Origin of the sequence: Paenibacillus lycopersici (assembly GCF_010119935.1) — a bacterium.
Classification (GTDB): domain Bacteria; phylum Bacillota; class Bacilli; order Paenibacillales; family Paenibacillaceae; genus Paenibacillus_Z; species Paenibacillus_Z lycopersici.
Map to the genome: position 1 here is coordinate 687,174 of NZ_CP048209.1, position 20,317 is coordinate 707,490.

12 protein-coding genes are annotated in these 20,317 nt (G+C 62.5%); 4 read left to right on the forward strand and 8 right to left on the reverse strand.

Translation table 11 applies throughout. The features are described from left to right. Positions 1–623: 623 nt before the first annotated feature. A complete protein-coding gene (locus tag GXP70_RS03115) occupies positions 624–1,409 on the reverse strand; it encodes an AraC family transcriptional regulator (RefSeq protein ID WP_162355118.1) in 786 nt (261 codons plus the stop codon). Positions 1,410–1,533: 124 nt separating this feature from the next. On the opposite strand from GXP70_RS03115, the gene GXP70_RS03120 reads away from it, so the two are divergent. Further along, positions 1,534–3,795: an FAD-dependent oxidoreductase gene (locus tag GXP70_RS03120; RefSeq protein ID WP_162355119.1), complete on the forward strand. Its 2,262-nt coding sequence runs from the start codon at positions 1,534–1,536 to the stop codon at positions 3,793–3,795. 767 nt (positions 3,796–4,562) lie between these two features. Here the strand turns inward: GXP70_RS03120 and GXP70_RS03125 are convergent. After that, on the reverse strand, positions 4,563–8,192 hold the full coding sequence (locus GXP70_RS03125) for a DEAD/DEAH box helicase (protein ID WP_162355120.1): 3,630 nt from the start codon (positions 8,190–8,192) through the stop codon (positions 4,563–4,565). A 66-nt stretch (positions 8,193–8,258) separates the two neighbouring features. Next, entirely contained in the window at positions 8,259–9,173 is a 915-nt protein-coding gene (locus GXP70_RS03130; RefSeq protein ID WP_162355121.1) for an AraC family transcriptional regulator, read from the reverse strand. A gap of 187 nt (positions 9,174–9,360) precedes the next feature. Here GXP70_RS03130 and GXP70_RS03135 point away from each other — a divergent pair, with 187 nt between their 5' ends. After that, the gene (locus tag GXP70_RS03135; RefSeq protein ID WP_162355122.1) at positions 9,361–10,221 is read left to right on the forward strand and encodes a phytanoyl-CoA dioxygenase family protein; all 861 of its coding nucleotides are present in this window, start codon (positions 9,361–9,363) and stop codon (positions 10,219–10,221) included. An 88-nt stretch (positions 10,222–10,309) separates the two neighbouring features. Here GXP70_RS03135 and GXP70_RS03140 read toward each other — a convergent pair whose 3' ends face one another. Together GXP70_RS03140 and GXP70_RS03145 are read right to left on the reverse strand one after the other, a co-directional pair. Then, entirely contained in the window at positions 10,310–11,470 is a 1,161-nt protein-coding gene (locus GXP70_RS03140) for a hypothetical protein (RefSeq protein WP_162355123.1), read from the reverse strand. Positions 11,471–11,817: 347 nt separating this feature from the next. Beyond that, entirely contained in the window at positions 11,818–12,891 is a 1,074-nt protein-coding gene (locus GXP70_RS03145) for an LLM class flavin-dependent oxidoreductase (RefSeq protein ID WP_225442643.1), read from the reverse strand. Positions 12,892–13,365: 474 nt separating this feature from the next. Here GXP70_RS03145 and GXP70_RS03150 point away from each other — a divergent pair, with 474 nt between their 5' ends. Then, positions 13,366–16,737: a GH36-type glycosyl hydrolase domain-containing protein gene (locus GXP70_RS03150; RefSeq protein ID WP_225442644.1), complete on the forward strand. Its 3,372-nt coding sequence runs from the start codon at positions 13,366–13,368 to the stop codon at positions 16,735–16,737. 95 nt (positions 16,738–16,832) lie between these two features. Here GXP70_RS03150 and GXP70_RS03155 read toward each other — a convergent pair whose 3' ends face one another. Together GXP70_RS03155 and GXP70_RS03160 are read right to left on the reverse strand one after the other, a co-directional pair. Then, positions 16,833–17,456, reverse strand: a complete 624-nt coding sequence (locus GXP70_RS03155) for a response regulator (RefSeq protein WP_263864122.1) — start codon at positions 17,454–17,456, stop codon at positions 16,833–16,835. A 31-nt stretch (positions 17,457–17,487) separates the two neighbouring features. Beyond that, the gene (locus tag GXP70_RS03160; RefSeq protein WP_162355125.1) at positions 17,488–18,708 is read right to left on the reverse strand and encodes a sensor histidine kinase; all 1,221 of its coding nucleotides are present in this window, start codon (positions 18,706–18,708) and stop codon (positions 17,488–17,490) included. A gap of 276 nt (positions 18,709–18,984) precedes the next feature. Between GXP70_RS03160 and GXP70_RS03165 the strand changes: the two genes are divergently transcribed. Beyond that, complete coding sequence (locus tag GXP70_RS03165; RefSeq protein WP_162355126.1) at positions 18,985–19,500, forward strand: CcdC protein domain-containing protein; 516 nt, start codon at positions 18,985–18,987, stop codon at positions 19,498–19,500. A 91-nt stretch (positions 19,501–19,591) separates the two neighbouring features. Here the strand turns inward: GXP70_RS03165 and GXP70_RS03170 are convergent, their stop codons facing one another. Next, positions 19,592–20,239: a TetR/AcrR family transcriptional regulator gene (locus GXP70_RS03170; RefSeq protein ID WP_162355127.1), complete on the reverse strand. Its 648-nt coding sequence runs from the start codon at positions 20,237–20,239 to the stop codon at positions 19,592–19,594. Positions 20,240–20,317: the final 78 nt, after the last annotated feature.

Genomic DNA, 20,317 nt, shown 5'->3' on the forward strand with positions numbered 1-20,317 from the left:
AAGGCAACCGGTCTCCCGCTAAAAATTTTCGGGGCTTGCTTTCCGGGCTTGTTTGATGCTGCCGGGCTGAGGCGGCGCAGGTGCAGGAACGGCGGGCGGAAGCGCGATGGACGAAGGATGTTGGTTACAGGAGCAAGGATGAAGCGTTAAGGATGAAGGATTAAGGTTGATGGGCGATGGAGCCGTTCAGTCGTGGAACGAAGGGAGCTGCGGAGCCATGAGGCTGACAGCCATCATGCGCCGTCGCACTTCGCGCAGGGAGCTGCGCGAAATGCCGGAAGTACGGTAGAAGGAGCGAAGGAAAGAAGAGGCGATCTGGCGGCAGGCAGGCTGTGAGGCGGTGCGGAAGATGGACTAGGCAGAGGCTGTTTGTACGAATAGGATGCGGCGGGCTCTCGGGCGAGTCGGAGGCATAGGATCAATATGGATGGATGGCTTGCTTCGGGGAAGGCGACATCGGCCGTGGCAAGGCGCGAGGCTTGGCCGGCTAATTGGTGGCGAGGCCGGCTCATGAGGCGAGGACTCCGGCGTATTATTCGGCGCGGCGGCAGCCGCAGGGCGAGTCGGGCAGGCCGCGGGCTGCGGGAAGGCATGGGCAGGACGCAGGGCTGCCGAGCGGAAACCTACAGCCGATGGAGCGCCCGGTAGCTTGACGGACGGATGCCCGTCAGGCGGACGAAGCTGCGGCTGAGCGAGAATCCGTTCTCGTACCCGCAGGCGAGCGCGATCCGGTCGAGCGTCCAGTCCGTAGAGACGAGCAGCTTGCGCGCTTCGGCCATGCGGAGCGACAGCATGAACGGCTGCGGCGGCATTCCGAACACCCGCTGGAAGCGGCGGGTGAACTGGACCGGCGTCAAGCCGCAGCGCGCGGCGGCCTCGCTCACGGCCGATCTCGCGTCCACATGCTCCCGAAGCCATGCGGCGGCCGCATCCATGGCGGCGTCAGCCGGCGCGGCGGACGTCTCCTTGCGCCGGTTGCATTCCTGCATGCATTGCAGCCAAATATCCGCCGCGTAATGCGCTCCGTACGCATGCTGCGCCGCAGCGTCGTGCGGGGGCGCTGGTTTGAGGCGCTCCAGGTTCTGCTGCAGTCTGGCGGTATCGCCGATGCGCACGCGCCCCTGCGGCAAGGGAACAGGATCGTCCGCGCGCAGCGAGAAGGCGACGAACGCGAAGGAGAGCGGCTCGACGACCTCGCGCTCGAAGCGCGCCCCCGGCGGACAGACGACGACGTCTCCCGCTGCCGCCGTTCCTTCCTCGTCCTGAATCCGGTACCGGAACCGTCCGCTCTCAACCGCGAACATCACCCATCTGGCGTACGTATCTTCGGCGAGCAGGAACGCTTCTTTCCGTTGCCAATACACCCATTCCGTCTCCCCGGGGAACGGTGCGGCCGCAAGCTCCTGCATCTCGTCATCTCCTCTGAAAATAAAGATATGGCAATCGAAAAGCCGGCTATTCCAAAAGGACTTTCCTTCATTGTAGCATGAAAATCAGGATGGACACGTGATTTCAAGATGGAGGGGATACGGCATGTTGGAGCAATCGGTCAAAACGGATATTGTCGTGGTCGGAGGCGGCTTGGCGGGCGTATGCGCGGCGGTGGCCGCGGCAAGGCTCGGGCAGACGGTGGCGCTCGTGCAAAACCGGCCGGTGCTGGGCGGCAATTCCAGCAGCGAGGTTAGGGTATGGGTGTGCGGCGCGACGGGGCACGGCGTCAACCGCTACGCGCGGGAGACGGGCATTATGGGCGAGCTGTTCGTGGAGAACCAGTATCGCAACATGGAAGGCAATCCGTATTATTGGGACCTCGTCGTGCTGGAAACCGTCCGGGCGGAGCCGAACATCCAGCTCTTTCTGAACACGGACGTGCATGAAGTAGAGGCGGACGGGCCGGAGGACGACCGATCCATTAGCGCGGTGATCGGCTGGATGATGGGCTCGGAGCGGCGGATTCGTTTCGAGGGCGGCGTCGTGCTCGACTGTACCGGCGACGGGCTGGTCGGTTTCCTGGCCGGGGCGAAATACCGGATCGGACGAGAGGCGAAAGCCGAATTCAACGAGGATTGGGCGCCGGAGATCGCGGACGACATCACGCTGGGGAGTACGATTTTGTTCTACTCGAAGGATGCTGGCCGTCCGATCAAGTACGTGCCGCCGTCGTTCGCCAAAGACATTACGCAGACGAGCATTCCCGTCCGCCGGGTCATCCGCAGCGGCGATTCCGGCTGCCACTACTGGTGGATCGAGTGGGGCGGCGAGCTGGACACGGTGAACGAGAACGAGCGCATCCGCGACGAGCTGTGGTCGGTCATCTACGGGATTTGGGATTATATCAAGAACTCCGGCCAGTTCGACGCGGACAACATGACGTTGGAATGGGTCGGGTCCCTGCCGGGCAAGAGAGAGTACCGCCGCTTCATCGGCGACTACATGCTGAATCAGAACGATGTCGTCGCGCAGCGGCCGTTCGACGACCGGGTCGCGTTCGGCGGCTGGTCGATCGACCTGCATCCGCCGCAAGGGATGTATGCCGCCGAGAGCGGCTCGAAGCATTTTCATGCGGACGGCAATTACTCCATTCCGTTCCGCTCCTTGTATTCGGCGAACGTGAGCAACCTGCTCTTCGCGGGACGCAACATCAGCGCTTCGCACGTGGCGTTCGGCACGACGCGCGTCATGGCGACCTGCGCCGTCATCGGCGAGGCGGCCGGGACGGGGGCGGCATTGTGCGCGCAGAAGGGCGTGACGCCGCGAGCGCTGCAAGCCGAGCATATGGGCGAGCTGCAGCAGACGCTGCTGCGGCAGGATGCCTCGGTCATCGGCTTGCGCAATGCGGACCCGCAGGATTTGGCGCGGACCGCCAGCGTTGAAGCGTCCAGCACGCTGACGCTGGCGCATTGGCCGCTGTGCGGCACAGGGAGCGCGGCCTACGCGCATACCTTGGAGAAGCCGGTCGGCATTCTCGTACCGGTCGACCCGCGGCTGGACGGCGTGGAGCTGCTCGTCGATGCCGAGGAAGAGACCGAGCTTGTCGTGGAAGTGTGGGAAACGGGCCGCGCGGAGAACTACATCCCGCATCGTTTCGTATCGCGGCATAGCTGCCGCGTGGCCCGGGGCGGACAGCAGTGGGCTGCGGTCGATTTGAGCGGTTCGCCGATCCCGCCGGTGCCGTGCAACGTGTTTCTCGTCGTTCGGGAGAATCCGCAGCTGCGGCTGCGCTCGGGAGATGGCTTGATTTTCGGCCTGCTGGGCTTCGATTATCATGGCGATCTCCCGTTCGAAGAGCTGCCGGCGGACAGCCAGCGCGTGACGTTATGGCGCATGGGGCCGTACAATCGCAAGGCGATGTGCGTGAGGTTGTCGCCGGGCACGCAAGCGTACGCGGCGGACAAAACGGTGGACGGCTACGTGCGTCCGTACGGCGGTCCGCATCTGTGGATGTCCGAGGCGGTGCGCGAGGGACGGGAAGAGTGGCTGCGGCTGGAGTGGCCGTCCGCCGTCGGCGTGCGGGAGATTCATCTGACGTTCAACGACGACGTGAACGAGGATCTGATCAATCTGCATCACCATACGACGCCTTTCTCGATCATGCCGGAGCTAGTCAAAGACTGCCGGATCGAGGTGCTGACGGATGGCGGCTGGACGGTGCTGGAACGGCTTCAGGACAACCGCAAGCGGAAAAGAATCGTCGTGCTGCCGGCCGTCGTCGCCGCGTCCGCGCTGCGGGTCGTGGTGGAATCGACCAACGGCTCGCCGTTCGCGCAGGTGATTGAGGTGCGGGTGTACGGGTAAGGGGGATTTTGAGCAGGGCTTCGGGCAGATGAGCCGGAAAAGCTGCCGTGGCGGCAGGAAATTGGCCGCGAGGGCCCCGCGTAGGCCGGAAAAGCTGCCGCTGCGGCAGGAAATTGGCCGCGAGGGCCCCGCATAGGCCGGAAAAGCTGCCGTGGCGGCAGGAAATTGGCCGCGAGGGCCCCGCGTAGGCCGGAAAAGCTGCCGCGACGGCAGGAAATTGGCCGCGAGGGCCCCGCGTAGGCCGGAAAAGCTGCCGCGACGGCAGGAAATTGGCCGCGAGGGCCCCGAATAGGCCGGAAAAGCTGCCGCGACGGCAGGAAATTGGCCGCGAGGGCCCCGCGTAGGCCGGAAAAGCTGCCGCGACGGCAGGAAATTGGCCGCGAGGGCCCCGCGTAGGCCAGAAAAGTTGCCGCTGCGGCAGGAAATTGGCCGCGAGGGCCCCGCATAGGCCGGAAAAGCTGCCGTGGCGGCAGGAAATTGGCCGCGAGGGCCCCGCATAGGCCGGAAAAGCTGCCGCGACGGCAGGAAATTGGCCGCGAGGGCCCCGCATAGGCCGGAAAAGCTGCCGCGACGGCAGGAAACTGGCCGCGGAGACCGGGAGCAGCCCCGCGATCCTTCCGGACGGCAAGCTATTGCCCGTTTGATAGTGCGTAAGAAGCACTGGAGCCGGTGCACGACGCTACGAACAAAGAAGCCATCGAACCGAGCCGAGGCGGCGCGTGCTCGATGGCCTCTTTGTCATTCATATCATTCTGCGGCCGCCGCGCTCAGGTCAGCATCAGCAGCTCCTTGATCTCATCCTCGGTCAACGCGGACAGCGGTTCCTCGCCCGGCTGGATGACCTCGTCGATGAGGTGCTTCTTGCGCTCCTGCAGCTCGACCATTTTGTCTTCGACGGTGCCTTCGGCGACGAGGCGGATGACCTGCACGACGTTCTTCTGCCCGATCCGGTGGGCGCGGTCCGCGGCTTGCTGCTCGACGGCCGGGTTCCACCAGAGGTCGTACAAAATCACCGTGTCCGCCCCGGTCAGGTTGAGGCCGGTGCCGCCGGCTTTGAGCGAGATCAGGAACAGGTCGCCCTCGCCTTCGTTGAACCGGCTGCTTAGCTCCGTGCGCTCCTGCGGCGGCGTACTGCCGTCCAGATAGAAATACGGCACGTTGCGCAGGTGCAATTCCTGCCGGATCAGCTTCAGCATCTCCACGAACTGCGAGAACACGAGCATCCGTCTGCCGGCGCTGCGGCATTCCTCGATCAACTCCAGCAGCTGCTGGAATTTGCCCGAGCTGCCGGCGTAATCCTCGACGAACAGCGCCGGATGGCAGCACATCTGGCGAAGCCTGGTGAGGCCTGCGAGGATACGGATCCGATTCTTGTTGAGCGTTTCCCGGTCCAGGTGCCGCAGCGTCTCCTCGCGCAGTTTGGCGAGATAGGCGGCGTAGAGCTTCTTTTGCTCCGGGAGGAGGGCGGACGCCTGGACGGATTCGATTTTGTCCGGCAGCTCCTTCAGCACGTCGGCTTTCACCCGGCGGAGCAGAAAAGGCCGCGCCCGCTTCGCGATCGCTTCTCGGGCCAGTTCGCCGAACGCTTTGCGTCCCGGGAACAGGTCCGGACAGACGGCGTCGAACAAGGACCGCAGCTCCTCGATCCGGTTCTCGACCGGTGTCCCCGTCAGCGCGAACCGATTGCGGGCTTGCAGCAGCTTCACGCTTTGCGCCGTCTGCGTCGTATCGTTCTTGAACGCCTGCGCCTCGTCGAGGATGAGCGTGTGGAACGAGCGCGCCGCATATTCGACGACATCCCTGCGGAGCAGCGGATAGGACGTGATCACGACATCGACCGACGAGCTGCCGGCAAGCGCGGCATGCCGCTGCGCTTTCGTGCCGTCCGCGATGACCGCGCGAATATGCGGGGCGAATTTGCGAATTTCATTGCGCCAGTTGTAGGTCAACGATGCGGGCGCGACGATGACGGCGGGCAGCCGCTCCTCGCGGATCTGCGGCAGCATGGACGAGAGAAACGCGATCGCCTGCACCGTTTTGCCAAGGCCCATATCGTCCGCCAGGATGCCGCCGAACCCGTAATGCGCCAGCGTGCGCATCCATTGATAGCCGTATGCCTGATAGTCCCGCAGCGGATGCAGCAGCCCCGGCGGTTCGGGAAAATCCAAATTGTCCGGGTTGCGCAGATTATCCAGCAGCCGGCGGAACGCCTTGTCCAGCTTGACCGCGCCGCCCTGCCGGGGTACGTCCATCAAGTGAAGGCCGCGGAACAGCGGGATGCGGATGCCCGAGGCGCGGAGGTCTTTGGCCGTCAGCCGCCCCTCGTTGATGAAGCGGATGATCTCCTTCATCTCGTCGGTGTCGAGCGGAAGGAGAGCGCCGGTCGGCAGGCGGTGGTAGCGCCTTTTCTCCTCGATCGCTTTCAGTACGGCTTTGATCTCCGACTCGGGAATGCCCGCGATATCGAATTTCACGTCCAGCCAGTTGGTTCGCTCATTCAGCGTCAGCGCGACGCTCGGCGGCGTGCTGCCGACAAGGATGCGGGTGCGGACCGCGGACGTGGCATGGACGGTCAGCAGCTTCTCCAACTGCGGTACGACATGCTGGAGAAAATGGTACTCCCGTTCTTCGTCGCCGAGGAAGTAGCCGGCTTCCGTCTTGGCGAAGGACGCGCCTTCCATCAGGGCAAGGATCTGGCGTTCGCGCTCGCCGTCCCGCATCAGGATCGGACCGCCGATGCCGCGCTCGCGCTCAGGCTCGAGCGGATTGATGACGAGGTCGCCGTAGTGGAACTCCAGCGCCGCCAGCAGCCGGTCGCGGATCCGATCGAGATACAGCCTCGCTTTGAGCGGGCGCTGCGTAATCCGCGAGGCCACTTCATCCGCGATCCGCACGGGGCCGAGCTTGAGCAGGCCTGGCATGGCCCGCTCCATGAAGGTCTCGATCTGGGCGGGCGGCAGGGGCAGCGACTGGGCCTGAAGGCGATCGTCCTCCGCAGCGTCGTCAGCCTCCCCCGTACCGGCTTCGCGCAGCAGATCTTGCAGTTCGAGCAGCCTTCGGCATGCCTCCTGCGGCTGGCGGAGGATTTTGCCTTCGGCGAGGACGAGGCCGTAGGCGTCGAAGACAGCCAGCTCCATCAGGCCGGGCATGCGCAGCCGGCAGCCGGTTCCCGCCGTCTGTTCCTCGAGCTCGAACTGCAGCGGCAGCCGCTCGTCGGAGAGCGTCAACGTCGCGTACACGACGTTATCGAGCTCGATCGACGCGGACGGCGCTCCGATCAGCGCGGGGAGGAAGGCCTCCCATGCGGGCGGAGGAACGAGCAGCATCCGCTCGCCGCTCATCGGCGCGGCATACGCGGAATAGACGCCCGACGTGTCGCGGTACAGCCGTTCCTGTTCGGCTATGGCGATCAATTGCTCCAGCACGGCGTAATCGGCAGGGCTGAAGCAGTGCCGCTTCGGGTCGTATTCGAGCGATTTGGCAATGGCGCAAGGCTCGCCGTCCGTTAAGCTGCGCAGGAACCGGCGGATGTCGGGGATGCTGACCGGCCGCTTGGCGCCGGCTTTGAGCTCGACGCCGAGCAGCCGGCCGCCGCTGCCGTAAGCGAACGGCTTGCAGACGAAGGCGAGGGGCAGCAATTCGCGCGTATCGAAACGCGTCTGCGAAGCGGGAACGGCTCGCGGAACCGGCGCGAATAGTTCGAGCAAGCCGCGAGCGAGCCGGTCGCCGGCGTCATCGCGGCTGCCGCGCGCGCCCCGGTCGTCCGCGCCGCTGCCCGCGAGCTCGCCCTCGCGTAGCGCGCCATCGCGGCTGCCGCGCGCACCTCGGTCGTCCGCGCCGCTGCCCGCGAGCTCGCCCTCGCGTAGCGCGTCATCGCGGCTGCCGCGCGTGCCTCGGTCGTCCGCGCCGCTGCCCGCGGGCTCGCCCTCGCGTAGCGCGCCATCGCGGCTGCCGCGCGCGCCCCGGTCGTCCGCGCCGCTGCGCGCGAGCTCGCCCTCGCGTAGCGCGTCATCACGGCTGCCGCGCGCACTCCGCGCGTCCGCGCCGCTGCCTGCGCGCCCGCCACGCCCGCCACCGGCGTCCGCTTTCCCACCCGGCGCCTTTCCGCCTTGCTGGGCATCGTGAATCAGCAGCAGCACTGCGGCGATGTGCGAGCAGTACTTGGCATAGGAAGAGAGCGACGGGCAGCTGCACTTGGCCGTGACGTCGCCGTCTTCGTCGATGCGCAGGGCGACCTCGAAATCTTCCTGCAGCCGAACCGTCGCCTCGCAGCGGCCGGCGTCCGCGTCGTAGTAGGTGACGGCGACTTTGCCGCCGCGAAAAGCGGATTCGCCGCGTTTATAGGATAGCTGGCCGCACATGGATTGAATGGCGGACAGCGTTAAAGTAGGATTCATGCGAATGTTGCCCTCCTTCCCGGCTCGCGCCTGCATGCTCGAACCGCCGTACGGCAGTTTCGAGGCTCATCGGCGCGCGTCGCCGGTCGCCTGCTTGCGGTATTCCGACGGGGTGATCCCCGCGAACCGTTTGAAAAAAATACTGAACGTATGGATCGACGAGAAGCGCAGCTCCTCCGCGATCTGCGTCACCGGCTTGTCCGTGGCGCGCAGCTCGAACTTGGCTTTGTCGAGGCAGAGGCTGCGCATGTATTCGCCGATCGGCATGCCGATCGCGCTTTTGAACTCGCGGGCGAGATGGGAGCGGCTGACCGGGATGGAGCGCGCGATGGCCTCGATGTCGTGGTCGTACCGGATCTCGCCGTGCAGCCGGTTCATGACTTCGATCACGGCGGCGCCGAGCGGGCTTGGCGCCGCGTCCGGCCGCTGCGCGGAATCGTGGAACAGCCGCGACACCGTCACGAGCAGCTGCAGGAACAGCCCTTCCGCCATATGGATGCTGAGCCGCGGCCTCAGCCGGATTTCGCGCAGCAGCCGGTCGAAGATCGATTTGATCGTACCGTCTTCGTCCGGGACGACGCGGCCCGCGCCGAGCTGATAGAAGTCCGGCTCCAGCGCTTTCGCCCACTCCAGCTTGAACCCCAGATAGTACAGGCGGAACGACGCGTCCTCGCCGGCCAGCCCGTAGTGCGTCTCGCCGGGCTTGGTCAGCCATAGGTCGCCTGCGCGAATTTGGTAGAGCGTCTTGTCGATCTGATACTGGCCGTGGCCCTGTTCCAAATAGCACAGCTCGAAATGATCGTGATAATGCGAGGCCGTCGCCCAATTCGGCATCAGCTGCTCGCCGATATAGTAGAGGCTGCTCGACTTGGCGTCGAAGGGCAGCTCGGCCCGAAACTCCCATTCGTTCTCGATGACCAGCGGCCGGTAGGGCGCGGCGTCGCGATAGGGCGGCTTGCCGTTCTTATGGGGCGAATGCATGGGCTGCGCGGCCTCCCGTTGCTAGTCTAATGCATCTAGTATACCTGTCGTGCGACGGATGTAAAGTTCGTTACATGGTCAAAAGCTTTAAATTATCGCGCGCTTCAAGCAAAGACAGTCTCCCTTCGCGCATCTAAAATGATAATCATAACGCAGGACATTATGATAACGAACGAGGTGCGGGACGATGGGAACGATACAGAAGCAAGTGAACGGCGCATGTGTGCCGACGCAGGAGGACGTGGATTTCTTTGACCGGAACGGCTACTGGGTTTCCCCGGTGATCTTCTCGGAAGAAGAATTGGCGGCGATCAAGGAGCATCAGGACCGGATTTACAGGGCGGAATTCGAGACGGGGCGCGCCCCGGTCTGCAACTGGCTGGAAGGCGCGGACAACCCGCGGGCCCTGCGCAAAACCGACAACTCGCATTGGTGCGATTCCGTGCTGCGGGGCGTGGCGACGAACCCGACGATCGGGGCGATCGCGGGCAAGCTGATGCATGCGGACACGATCCGGCTGTGGCATGACCAGCTGCTGTACAAACCGGGCCGCGGAACGGGCCGCGAGACGGCGAACGTGGGCTGGCATCAGGATTTCTCGTACTGGCAGTGCGCGCAGGAGCCGACGCTGATCACCGCCTGGGTGGCGTTCACCGACGTCGATCTGACCAACGGCTGCATGCAGATGGTTCCGCGCAGCCATCAGTGGGGACTGCTCAAAATGAGCGATTTCTTCGAGCAGAACATGGAGAAGCAGCAGGAAGCGATGGATATTCCGGAGAACGAGAAGTTCACGACGGTGCCGATCATCATGAAGGCCGGTCAAGTAAGCTTTCACCACGCGCTGACCATTCACGGCAGCGGAGCCAACGCGACGGAAGAGGCGCGCCGCTCGATGGCGGTTCACCTCATGACGGGAGAGACGCGCTATAAAGCGGGCACGAGAGGCGACGGCCACTTCAACGCCGGCTTCATGAAAGGCCGCGACGGCGAGCTGTTCGACGGCGAAGCATTCCCCGTGCTGTACAGCGCAGCTACGAGCAGCTAAGACGAAAACCGTGCAGTCCCCGCTTCATGCGGGCTGCACGGTTTTTTCAACGCGGTCGGATCCACAGCCGGCCGGATGGCCTGCCGGATCACTTCGAGACGCGCACGCCAACGCCGTACGTGGTCGTGCCCGTATCGATCTTCCACTCGTAGTCGCCAGCCGGCAGATCGTCCGGCGTCGTCCCTTCGACGAGCCATTCTCCCTCGTTCACGGCGGCCTGCAGATTCAAAACCGTCTTGTCGCCCTTCATTAAGGCGACGTTTGCCCGATCCGTGCGGGAACCGTGACCGCGTACCGCGAACGGGGCGCCTGCCGGAAGCGCGTCCGGAGCTTCATACGGCTGCACGTTGGGCATCCAGTCCAGGTACGCCTTCCCGACGAAGCGGTACAGCCATTCCGACTTCGCGAAATAAGCGCCGCCGTCCGGTCCGGAGATCCAAATGCGGTCATCTACCGGCGTGCAGGAGGTCGTCGTATCCCCATCGTCATCCTTGCCGGTCCTGCATGTCCAAGCCGGACGGACCTGCAGAAGGCGTCCGTCGTTCAGCTCGATGTTCAGCGCCGTGCTGCGCCCGTTCAGCGGGGAGGCCAGGCCGGCGCCGTTGACCCGCTCCGCTTCCCCGAGCTCATGGAGCAGCGCGGCGATTCGTTCTTGATCGCGGGAGCCGAACAGGGGGCTGCTTACCTCGCGAACCGGTATCGGGAACGTCATGTAGACCAGGCGCACGTCCTTGTTGGCGACCGCGGCGCTGTCGGCATGCGGGTCTGCTGACGCGCCGTTTGCTGCCCCATTCGCCGCCCCACTGGTCTCATACAATGCCCGTCCCCACGGCCCGTTGAAAATAACCGCTTTCCGCTTGCCCTCGGACGGTGCGGTGCCGTTAATGACGAGCGTGCCCGGTCCGTCGTCTCCCGGCATGAACCGGCCTTGATCGCAGGCGGCGTACCCGAGCTTCATCACGGGCTCCTCGGCCGGGTCCAGCTTCGCAAACGCATAGGAGATCCCCGCTAACGCTAGGGTCTGCGGCGGTTCTTCGCATGATCCGGATTGCCCGGTAACGGCTTGTTCATTCGCTGCCGCATTCTCCATTTCCGCTGCCTCCGCCGCATTCGCCGCCGCTTGCTGCGCCGACGGCTCCGCTAACTGCCGCGCCGACGTCGGCGCGGCGTTCTTCCGAGCCTGACCCTCGCAGCCGCCCAGCAGGGCGGCAAGCAGGACCGCCGCAAGCGGCACGATTATTTTGTTCACCGGCATGCGCTCCTTTATCCATGTCATATCCGCTTTTTCTACTAGACAGCCGGCCGGGGCGAAAGGTTGCTTCCAAGCGCCGTTCCCGCGAAATTTTATCGCTGCGCGCCGATATGCGGGCGCGTTAACCGGGCTAAACCTCAACAACGAAAATTAACGCCGGCAATTAATGCCGAAAGTTAATATAGAAAATGATTATTTGTCTATAATTTCAATATCGATCGTTCTTCGTTGGTTTCTCGTCGAGCCCAGCATCGCCAACGAACATGCAAAAGGCCGACCCGCATCGACGCGAATTAGCCTTCATGTCATTATTCATGTTCGGTCCGCGGTCACGGCGATTGCACTTACCGGGTGCCTTCGAGACGGGCGAGCTCCTGCAGCACGAGCGGTTTTACTTTCGTGCCGAGCAGCTCGATGGCGCGAAGCACGTCCTTATGCGGCATCGTGCCGACGTTCACGTGCAGGAAGAAGCGGGTGACGCCGAGATTCCTGCGCAGCAGAACGATCTTCTCCGCGACCGTCTCCGCGTCGCCGAGGTAGAGCGCGCCGCGCAGGCTGCGGGCTTCGTCGTACGTGGCGCGGGAGTAGGGCTGGCCCCAGCCGCGCTCTTGGCCGATCTTGGTCATCTGCGCCTGCGTCGGCTTGAAGAACAGCTCGGCCGTCGCGTCGGTATCGTCGCCGACGAATCCGTGGGAGTGCGTCGCGATTTGCAGCTTGTTCGGGTCATGCCCGGCTTGCGCCGCCGCCCGTTTGTACAAGTCGACGAGCGGGGCGAACTTCTCCGGCATGCCGCCGATGATGGCGAAGGCGATCGGCAGACCCAGCAAGCCCGCGCGAATGGCGGACTGCGCGTTGCCGCCGCTGGCGATCCACACCGGGAGCGGCTCCTGCACGGAGCGCGGATAGACGCCGAGGTCATCGATCGCCGGACGGTGGCCGCCGCGCCAGCTCACTTTCTCCGAGGCGCGGATCGCGAGCAGCAGCTCCAATTTCTCCTCGAACAGCTCGTTATAATCGTCCAGGCTATAGCCGAACAGCGGGAACGATTCGATGAACGAGCCTCGCCCCGCCATGATTTCGGCCCGGCCGTTCGAGAGGCCGTCCAATGTCGCGAACTGCTGATAGACGCGCACGGGATCGTCCGATGAGAGCACGGTAACGGCGCTCGTCAGCCGGATGCGCTTCGTCATGCTTGCCGCGGCGGCCAGAACGACCGCGGGTGCCGTTCCGGCGTAATCGGGACGGTGATGCTCCCCGATGCCGTATACATCAAGACCGACCTGGTCGGCGAGGACGATTTCGTCCACGGCGCGCCGTAGCCGCTCGGCGTGGCTGATGACCTCGCCCGTATCGGGGTCCGGCGTCGTTTCGAGAAACGTACTGATTCCGATTTCCATCGGTTGTGCCCATTCACTCATGCATGCTGCCTCCTTGATTCCTCTGTTTCCTCTAGTGTACGCAATATCCGAAAGTTTCTCAATTATAGTAAGTGAAATTAAGGGAAGTGAACGAATATCGGCCGCGTCGGCATGCCGATCTGCCCTTAGGCCAGGCTGGCCGGCCGGCGAAGTCCGGGGCGGAACTCAAAGCTAGTATGCATCGGAAGCGAGCCGATCTTTCCTGATTGACCGCGTTATCGGTGAAATTCCATAATAGCGAATAGCGCGTACCGCAGCGCAAGCGGCACTGGATATCGAATCGTTTCGATAAATCCTCCTTGAGCCGCATCCGATTTGCCAATATACAAGTAAATTCCTCCTGAAGCGGTATTGAAATCGCTTTTTTAATTCGTTATAGTTTAGGAAATGATTCGAATCGTTTCGATGAGTTCGATGGCAGGGCTATGCGTTTCGTGACAAGAGAGCAAATAGAGAGATAAGAGGTGGCAACAGGTGAGTATTCGGGAGAGCAAGAGCACCATACTGCAGGATCAAGAGACGAAAATCCACTTGGAGGAAGGCGCGTATCGGTTTACGTTCCTAAGCAGCGGCGATCTGTACGAGGCGTCCCATAACGGGAACGCGCTGATTAATCAGCTGCAAGCGAATCCGATCGACGGCGCGCTGAACAATCTATACTTGCGGCGGTTTACGGCGGACGGCGTCGACGCGGTTCCGTTGCTCGGCATCCGTTCTTCGAGCCGGCTGCGCCGTTCGGAACGGGCTTTGAAATGGGAAGGCACGCATTGGGGCGTCGCTTATCAGGTCGTCTTCCAGCTGACGGAGCAGGGGATTTGGTTCTGGGACGTGACGCTCGATGGCGCCGATGCCGAGCTCGACGTGATTTACGGCCAGGATATCGGCCTCGCCGATCGCGGCACCGTTCGTTCCAATGAGGCGTACTTGTCCCAATATATCGGTCATTCCGTCTTCAAGGACGCCGAGCGGGGTTACGTGATCTGTTCCCGCCAGAATCAGCCGCAAGGCGGCAAGTTTCCGTATATGCAGCAGGGCGCGCTGACCGGCGCGGCCGGCTATTCGACGGACGGCTTCCAATTCTTCGGCCTGTCCTATAAGGAGATGGACGTGCCCGAACGGCTGGCGCATGAGTCGCTGGCGAATGAAACATACCAGTACGAGTTCGCTTACGCGGCGCTCCAATCCGGGCGTATTCGGCTGGATGGGTCCGCGCGGGTCGTTTTCTACGGCCTGATGCGCGAGAATCACGAAGCGGCGGTGGAATCGCTGGCATTCGGCGACGAAGTGGCCGAGGCGTGGAAGCAAGTCGGCGAACGCCGGACGGAAGCGGGCGACGTTGTCGACAGGCCCGTCCCGAAGGAACGCGTCGGCAAGCCGCTGAGCGCGCTGACGATGCCGATCGAAGAAATCGGGCGGCGCTTCCCGAGCCGATTGCAGGAAGAATGGGACGGAGACGTCTTGCTGTCGTTCTTCACGCCGGCGTATGAACATATCGTTCTGAAGGAGAAGGAGCTGCGGGTCGAGCGTCCGCACGGCCATATTCTGATGACCGGCGGCAACGACCGGTTGAACGATCAGGTGTTGACGACGACGGCTTACATGTACGGCATGTTTAACTCCCAGCTCGTCGTAGGCAATACGTCGTTCAACAAAATGATTTCCAACGCCCGCAGCGCCCTCAACGCGATGAAAGCATCCGGACAACGGATCTATGTCGAACTGGACGGCGTCTACCGGCTGTTGACGCTGCCTTCGCTGTTCGAGATGGGCTTCAATTACGCGCGGTGGATTTACAAGCTAGCGGACGATGCGCTGATCGTAACATGCTTCACGACCGTGGATACGCCGGAAGTGCGTCTGCAGGTCGCTTCGGAGCGGGGGATCGCGTACCGGTATATCGTGACGAATCAAGTGATCATGGGCGCGAACGAATACGAGCAGCCGTTCCAGCTGGAGCGCAGCGGGGATATCCTCACGTTCAAGGCCGCGGCGGGCGCGCTCAGCGCCTCCGCCTATCCGGAACTGAGCTATCGGCTGCGGGTAACGGGCGCGGACATGATCGTCGGCGACGAGACGGCGCTTGCGGACAACGTCCGGCAGGGCGACGCTTCGCTCGTTGTGCTGGAGCTGTCGGCGAGCAGCGCGTGGAGCATGACCGTGCAAGGGCTGCTTCACGGCCAGGCGCTGCCTTTCGAGGAGCAGGCGTTCGATACGGAGAAGACGCGGTATACGCAGTTCTTCCGTAAATTGATGAACGGGTTCGAGCTGTCCAGGGAAGGCGGCACAGCCGAATTGGACAAGATGAACGCCCTGGCCTGGTGGTACACGCACAACATGCTCGTCCATTTCTCCGTGCCGCACGGATTGGAACAATACGGCGGCGCGGCTTGGGGAACGCGCGACGTGTGCCAAGGGCCGGTCGAGTATTTCCTTGCGACGCATAACTACGGCACGGTTCGCGACATCCTGCTTAAAGTTTATTCGCATCAGTACGAGGACACGGGCAACTGGCCGCAATGGTTCATGTTCGACCGGTACTTCAAAATCCAGCAGCACGAGAGTCATGGCGATATTATCGTCTGGCCTCTGAAGGTGCTGGGCGATTACTTGCATGCGACGAAGGATTACGGCATTCTGGACGAGTTCGTGCCGTTCATGAACGCTGACACCTTCGACTTCACGGAAGCAGGCTCGTCCTTGCTCGAGCATGCCCTTAAGGAAATCGCGTTCATTCGGTCGCACTTCGTCCATGGCACGCATCTGTCGGCTTACGGAGACGGCGATTGGGATGATACGCTGCAGCCTGCGAACGCGATGCTGAAGCGGTATATGGTCAGCAGCTGGACGGTTGCCCTGACGTACCAGACGATCAATGGACTGTCCTCGGCGCTTGCGGAGCACGACGGCAAGCTGGCGGCCGAGTTGAAAGAGCTGGCCGCCGGCATCGAACAAGACTTCAATCGCTTCATGCTGGCGGACGACGTCATCCCGGGCTTCCTGTACATGGAGCAGCCGGGCGTTGCCGAGCAGATGCTCCATCCGAAGGATACCTCCACCGGCATCAAGTACCGGCTGCTTCCGATGACCCGCAGCATGATCGGCGAATTGTTGTCGAAGGAGCAGGCGGAGGCGCACTACGCGCTGATCAAGGAAAAGCTGTATTTCCCGGACGGCGTAAGGCTGATGGATCGTCCGGCGTCTTATGCGGGCGGCGTCAGCACGCGCTTCAAGCGCGCGGAGCAGGCGGCTAATTTCGGCCGCGAAATCGGGCTGCAGTACGTGCATGCCCATATCCGCTTCATCGAGGCGATGGCGAAGCTAGGGTACCGCGACGAAGCATGGAAGGCGCTGCAAATGATCAACCCGGTCGGTCTGTCGGATGTCGTGCCGAACGCCCAGCTCCGTCAGAGCAATGCGTATTTCAGCAGCTCCGACGGCAAATTCAACGACCGGTACGAAGCGCAGGAGCGGTTCGAAGCGCTCCGGAACGGCGAGGCGATGGTCAAAGGCGGCTGGCGGATTTATTCGAGCGGACCGGGGATTTACATGAACCAGCTGATCTCCAACTGCTTGGGCATCCGTCAGGAAGGCGGCGATCTGGTGATCGATCCGGTACTTCCGGCCGAGATGTCCGGTTTGCGGTTTGCGTTCCGGTTCATGGATCGTCCGGTCGCGTTCGTTTATCATCTGGAGGGCGCCGCGGACAGACGGATCGTCGTGAACAACATGGAGATGCCGGCTCGGCCGACGTTCAATCGTTACCGCGAAGGCGGCCTGCGCGTCAGCAAGGATCATCTTGCGGCGGCATTGAACAGCGATCGCAACGTGATCGAGATCTATCTGTAAGACATAGATGCAGGACACAAGGGACCGTTCCTTCAGCTCGCGCCGCGCGCGCGAAGAGAACGGTCCCTTTGTTGTACAGGGTGGGGATGGCGCCGTTACTTCACCATTCCGTGCCGCAGCGCCATGACGACGACCTGCGTCCGGTCCTCGCAGCCGAATTTCTGCAGGATGCGGTGGACATGGGATTTTACCGTGCCTTCGGTGATGACGAGCTTGCGGGCAATCCGGTCGTTGCGCAGACCGTAGGCCATCTCCTGCAAGATCTCCTGCTCGCGCTCCGTCAGCGGCTCCAAGAGCGCGGGCTTCGCGCCGGCTTCGGGAAGGATGCAGCCGGATGCGACCGCCCTGGAGAGCGCATCCGCCGCGAGGTCGGTGCGATACACGGCCTCGCCGCGGTAAGCGGAGCGAACCGCCTCGAGCATATCCTCCACGTCCGCGTCCTTGAGCAGATAGCCGACCGCGCCGCAGCGGATCACCTCATAGATATAATCCGGGTCGTTGAACGTCGTCAGCACGACGATCTTCGTCTGCGGCAGCTGCCTGACGATCGTTCGGGCCGCCTCGATGCCCGTCATGCCGGGCATCTGTATGTCCATCAGAATGATGTCCGGGCGGAGCTTCAGCGCCAGCTCCACCGCTTCATGGCCGTCCGCGGCCTCGCCGACCAGTACCAGATCGTCCTGCAGGCTGATGACATAGCCGAAGCCCTGGCGAATCATTTTCTGATCGTCGGCCAGCAGCACGCTGATCTTACCGTCGTTCGTCGTCGATGTTGCAGTCAACGCCATCCCCCGTTTCCGTCGCGCTCTCGCTGCCGGCCGGCAGCTCCGCGATCATTTCGAATCCATGCGGCCGCGCCAGGCCGTAGGTCAGCGTGCCTCCGCGTTCCTCGAGCTTCGCGCGCATCATTCTCAGACCGAATCCTTCTTGTACCGCCCTTGCCGCGTCTGCCGTTTCCGCTTTCGCCCCGCCGTTGTCCCGGATGCGCAGTACGATGCGGTCCGCGTTCGGATAGAGGCGCACCTCTACATTAGTAGCGCCGGAATGGCGAATTATATTCGTGACCGCCTCCTGCAGGACGCTGTACAGCAGCGTGTAGTCGGCCGCCGTCGCATCCTCTTCCTGCAGCTCGGCCCGGAACGAATAGCCGATCGACGCGGTCGTCTCCATGCGGTCCAGCAAGGCCGTCAGCGGTTTCAAGCCCGATACCGACCGGTCGTCCGCGAGGGCGTGCACGGAGCTGCGAATGTCTTTCAGCCCCTGCCTGGCGACGGCCAGCATCCCTTCGAGCGTCTGCTCCGCCTGCGCAGGGTCTTTGCCGATCATGTAGCGCATCGCCTGCATCTGCACGATCAGCGAGGTCAGGCTGTGCCCGACCGCATCATGGATGTCGCGCGCGATCCGGGTCCGCTCGTCGAGAATGGCGTTCCGCATCGACGTGACGGAGGCCTCCTGCAAATGGGCGTACGCTTCCTGAAGCTCCGCCAAATGCCGTTTGTTCTGTTCATAGGCGTTGTCGCGCTGCCGGCGGCTCCGGACATTCAAGTAGAAGAAGCCCGAAATGACCGCGAACGAGACGAAGGTGAGCAAATTCACGTCGCCGAGCGCCGTATAGACGCCCGTGATCACGATCATGGTCGCGAGCAGCGGGATGCGCGGCTGGGTAAACGTCAGCTGCGTGACGGTCGTCAGCACGACGATCGCGTAGAAGTATACGAGCGCGGTTTCGTGGTACCAGTAAATGCCCGCCGCCGTTTCGAGCGTGAGGAGCGCGATGAAGACGATGGACCTCCGCTTGGGCCGCCAGAACTCCCGGAAAATAAACCGGCTCGCGTAGGTGGCGGAGATCACGATGACCAGGGCGTTGCGGAGCGCGGAGCCCGAATAAAAGCCGTTGGCGTACATGAGCGAGATGATGACGATAAATCCGAAGATCGGCCGAAGTTTCGGCAAAATGGTGCGAGTATGCATAGCGATCGGACTCCCCCGTTGCGTTGCGCCGAGGCTGCGGTTTGTGCGGCAATAGCGCCTCCCGGCATTGCTCGCGGCGGCAGCCGGTTCGCCTCGTACGTTCATTGTAGCCATGGCAGGCGCCGGAAATCAAACCGGTTGAGCGCGTCGCCGGCAATCTCTATCTCCGGGTATAGAGACGCGTTCGCCAGGTTCTACCCGGGGGTGGTCGATCGAGAAGCCGATTCGCGGTACGATAGGAACCGATCGATAACGTTTGTTAAGGAGGCAGCAAGCATGCAGCAAATAATCATCCTATTGGTTGTACTTTTTGTAGGCTATCGCATCGCGAAACGAATCAAGGGCAATTTCAGCTGGACGGAGCTTCGCGCGGGAAGACTGAAGACGCGCATCCTGCTGTTCGCGGTAATCGGGGCGGTCTTTCTGGCCGAAGGCGGGTTTAGCGCGATCGGTCTCGTATCGGATATCGTGGGCGTGCTGATCGGCGCGACGCTGGGTGTAGTCGGAGCTTCAATGACATCGTTCGAGCAGCGCGGGGCCGAAACGTTCTACAAGGCGAATGTATGGATCGGCAGCTTCGTCACGGCGCTGTTCATCGGCCGGTTTGCTTACCGGTTCTACGAGATGTACGATGCCAGCAGGCACGGCGGGTTGAACAAGGACAGCATGAACATGTATGCAACCGGCAGCTCCTGGACATCGGGGCTCATGCTTATCATGTTCGCGTACTACATCGTTTATTACTTCCTGCTGATGCGCCATCGGGGGCGCGCGATTTCGAGCTTGCGTTAATTGCCGGCCTGCTGCAGGGCGCCCGTAGGGGGATGAATGCCGACATGCTATCTCGCACGGATGCAAGAACAAGGCTGAACCGATAATCGGTTCAGCCTTGTTCTTGTGTATCGGACTTCCGCACGAGCGGCAGGAAGATCCGGTCTACGATCTCGAAGACATCCTCGTCGGTCAACGGCGTATGCGTCGTGAGCAGCTCGAACCGGATCAGGTCGACGGGGAGGGAGACGATGCGCTCCGTCAGCTTGCCGAGCTCGACCTCGCCGCGCCGTTCGGCATGGCGCAGAATGTTCGTCATGGCGATGGAAAGCGGATCCGTCGCTCTCGGCGGCAGCGTCAGCTTCGCGTACAGCTCGTCCCCGTGGAGATCGACGATCAGACCGTGAATGGTCTCGGCTCCGATCAGCTGCAGCGGCTTGATGATGCCGTTGATGAAGGTAATGACGTCTTCTCTCAGGCTGCCCGTATCGGGGGCTTCGAGCGTAGGCTTGGGTATATGCTTGAACGCCGCGGCGATAATCAGCTTCGGCTTGTTCGGCCACCTTCGGTAGACGGCGGTCTTGTTCGTCTTCGCCCGAACGGCGACGGCCTCCATCGTCAGCTTGGAGTAGCCGATCTCCTGCAGCTCCTCCCATGCCGCCGATAAGATGGCATTCTCCAGCACTTCTCCGCGTCTCCGCGATGTTCCCGCTTGTTGGTTCTCCGTATTCGTCTTGCGATCATGCGGCGATTCCTTCATATCGTGTTTCCTCTCCCGGGATTAGCTAGGTCGGCGTTCTTCCAGACTTTCTAACTAAATAGTATATTGCATTTCCGC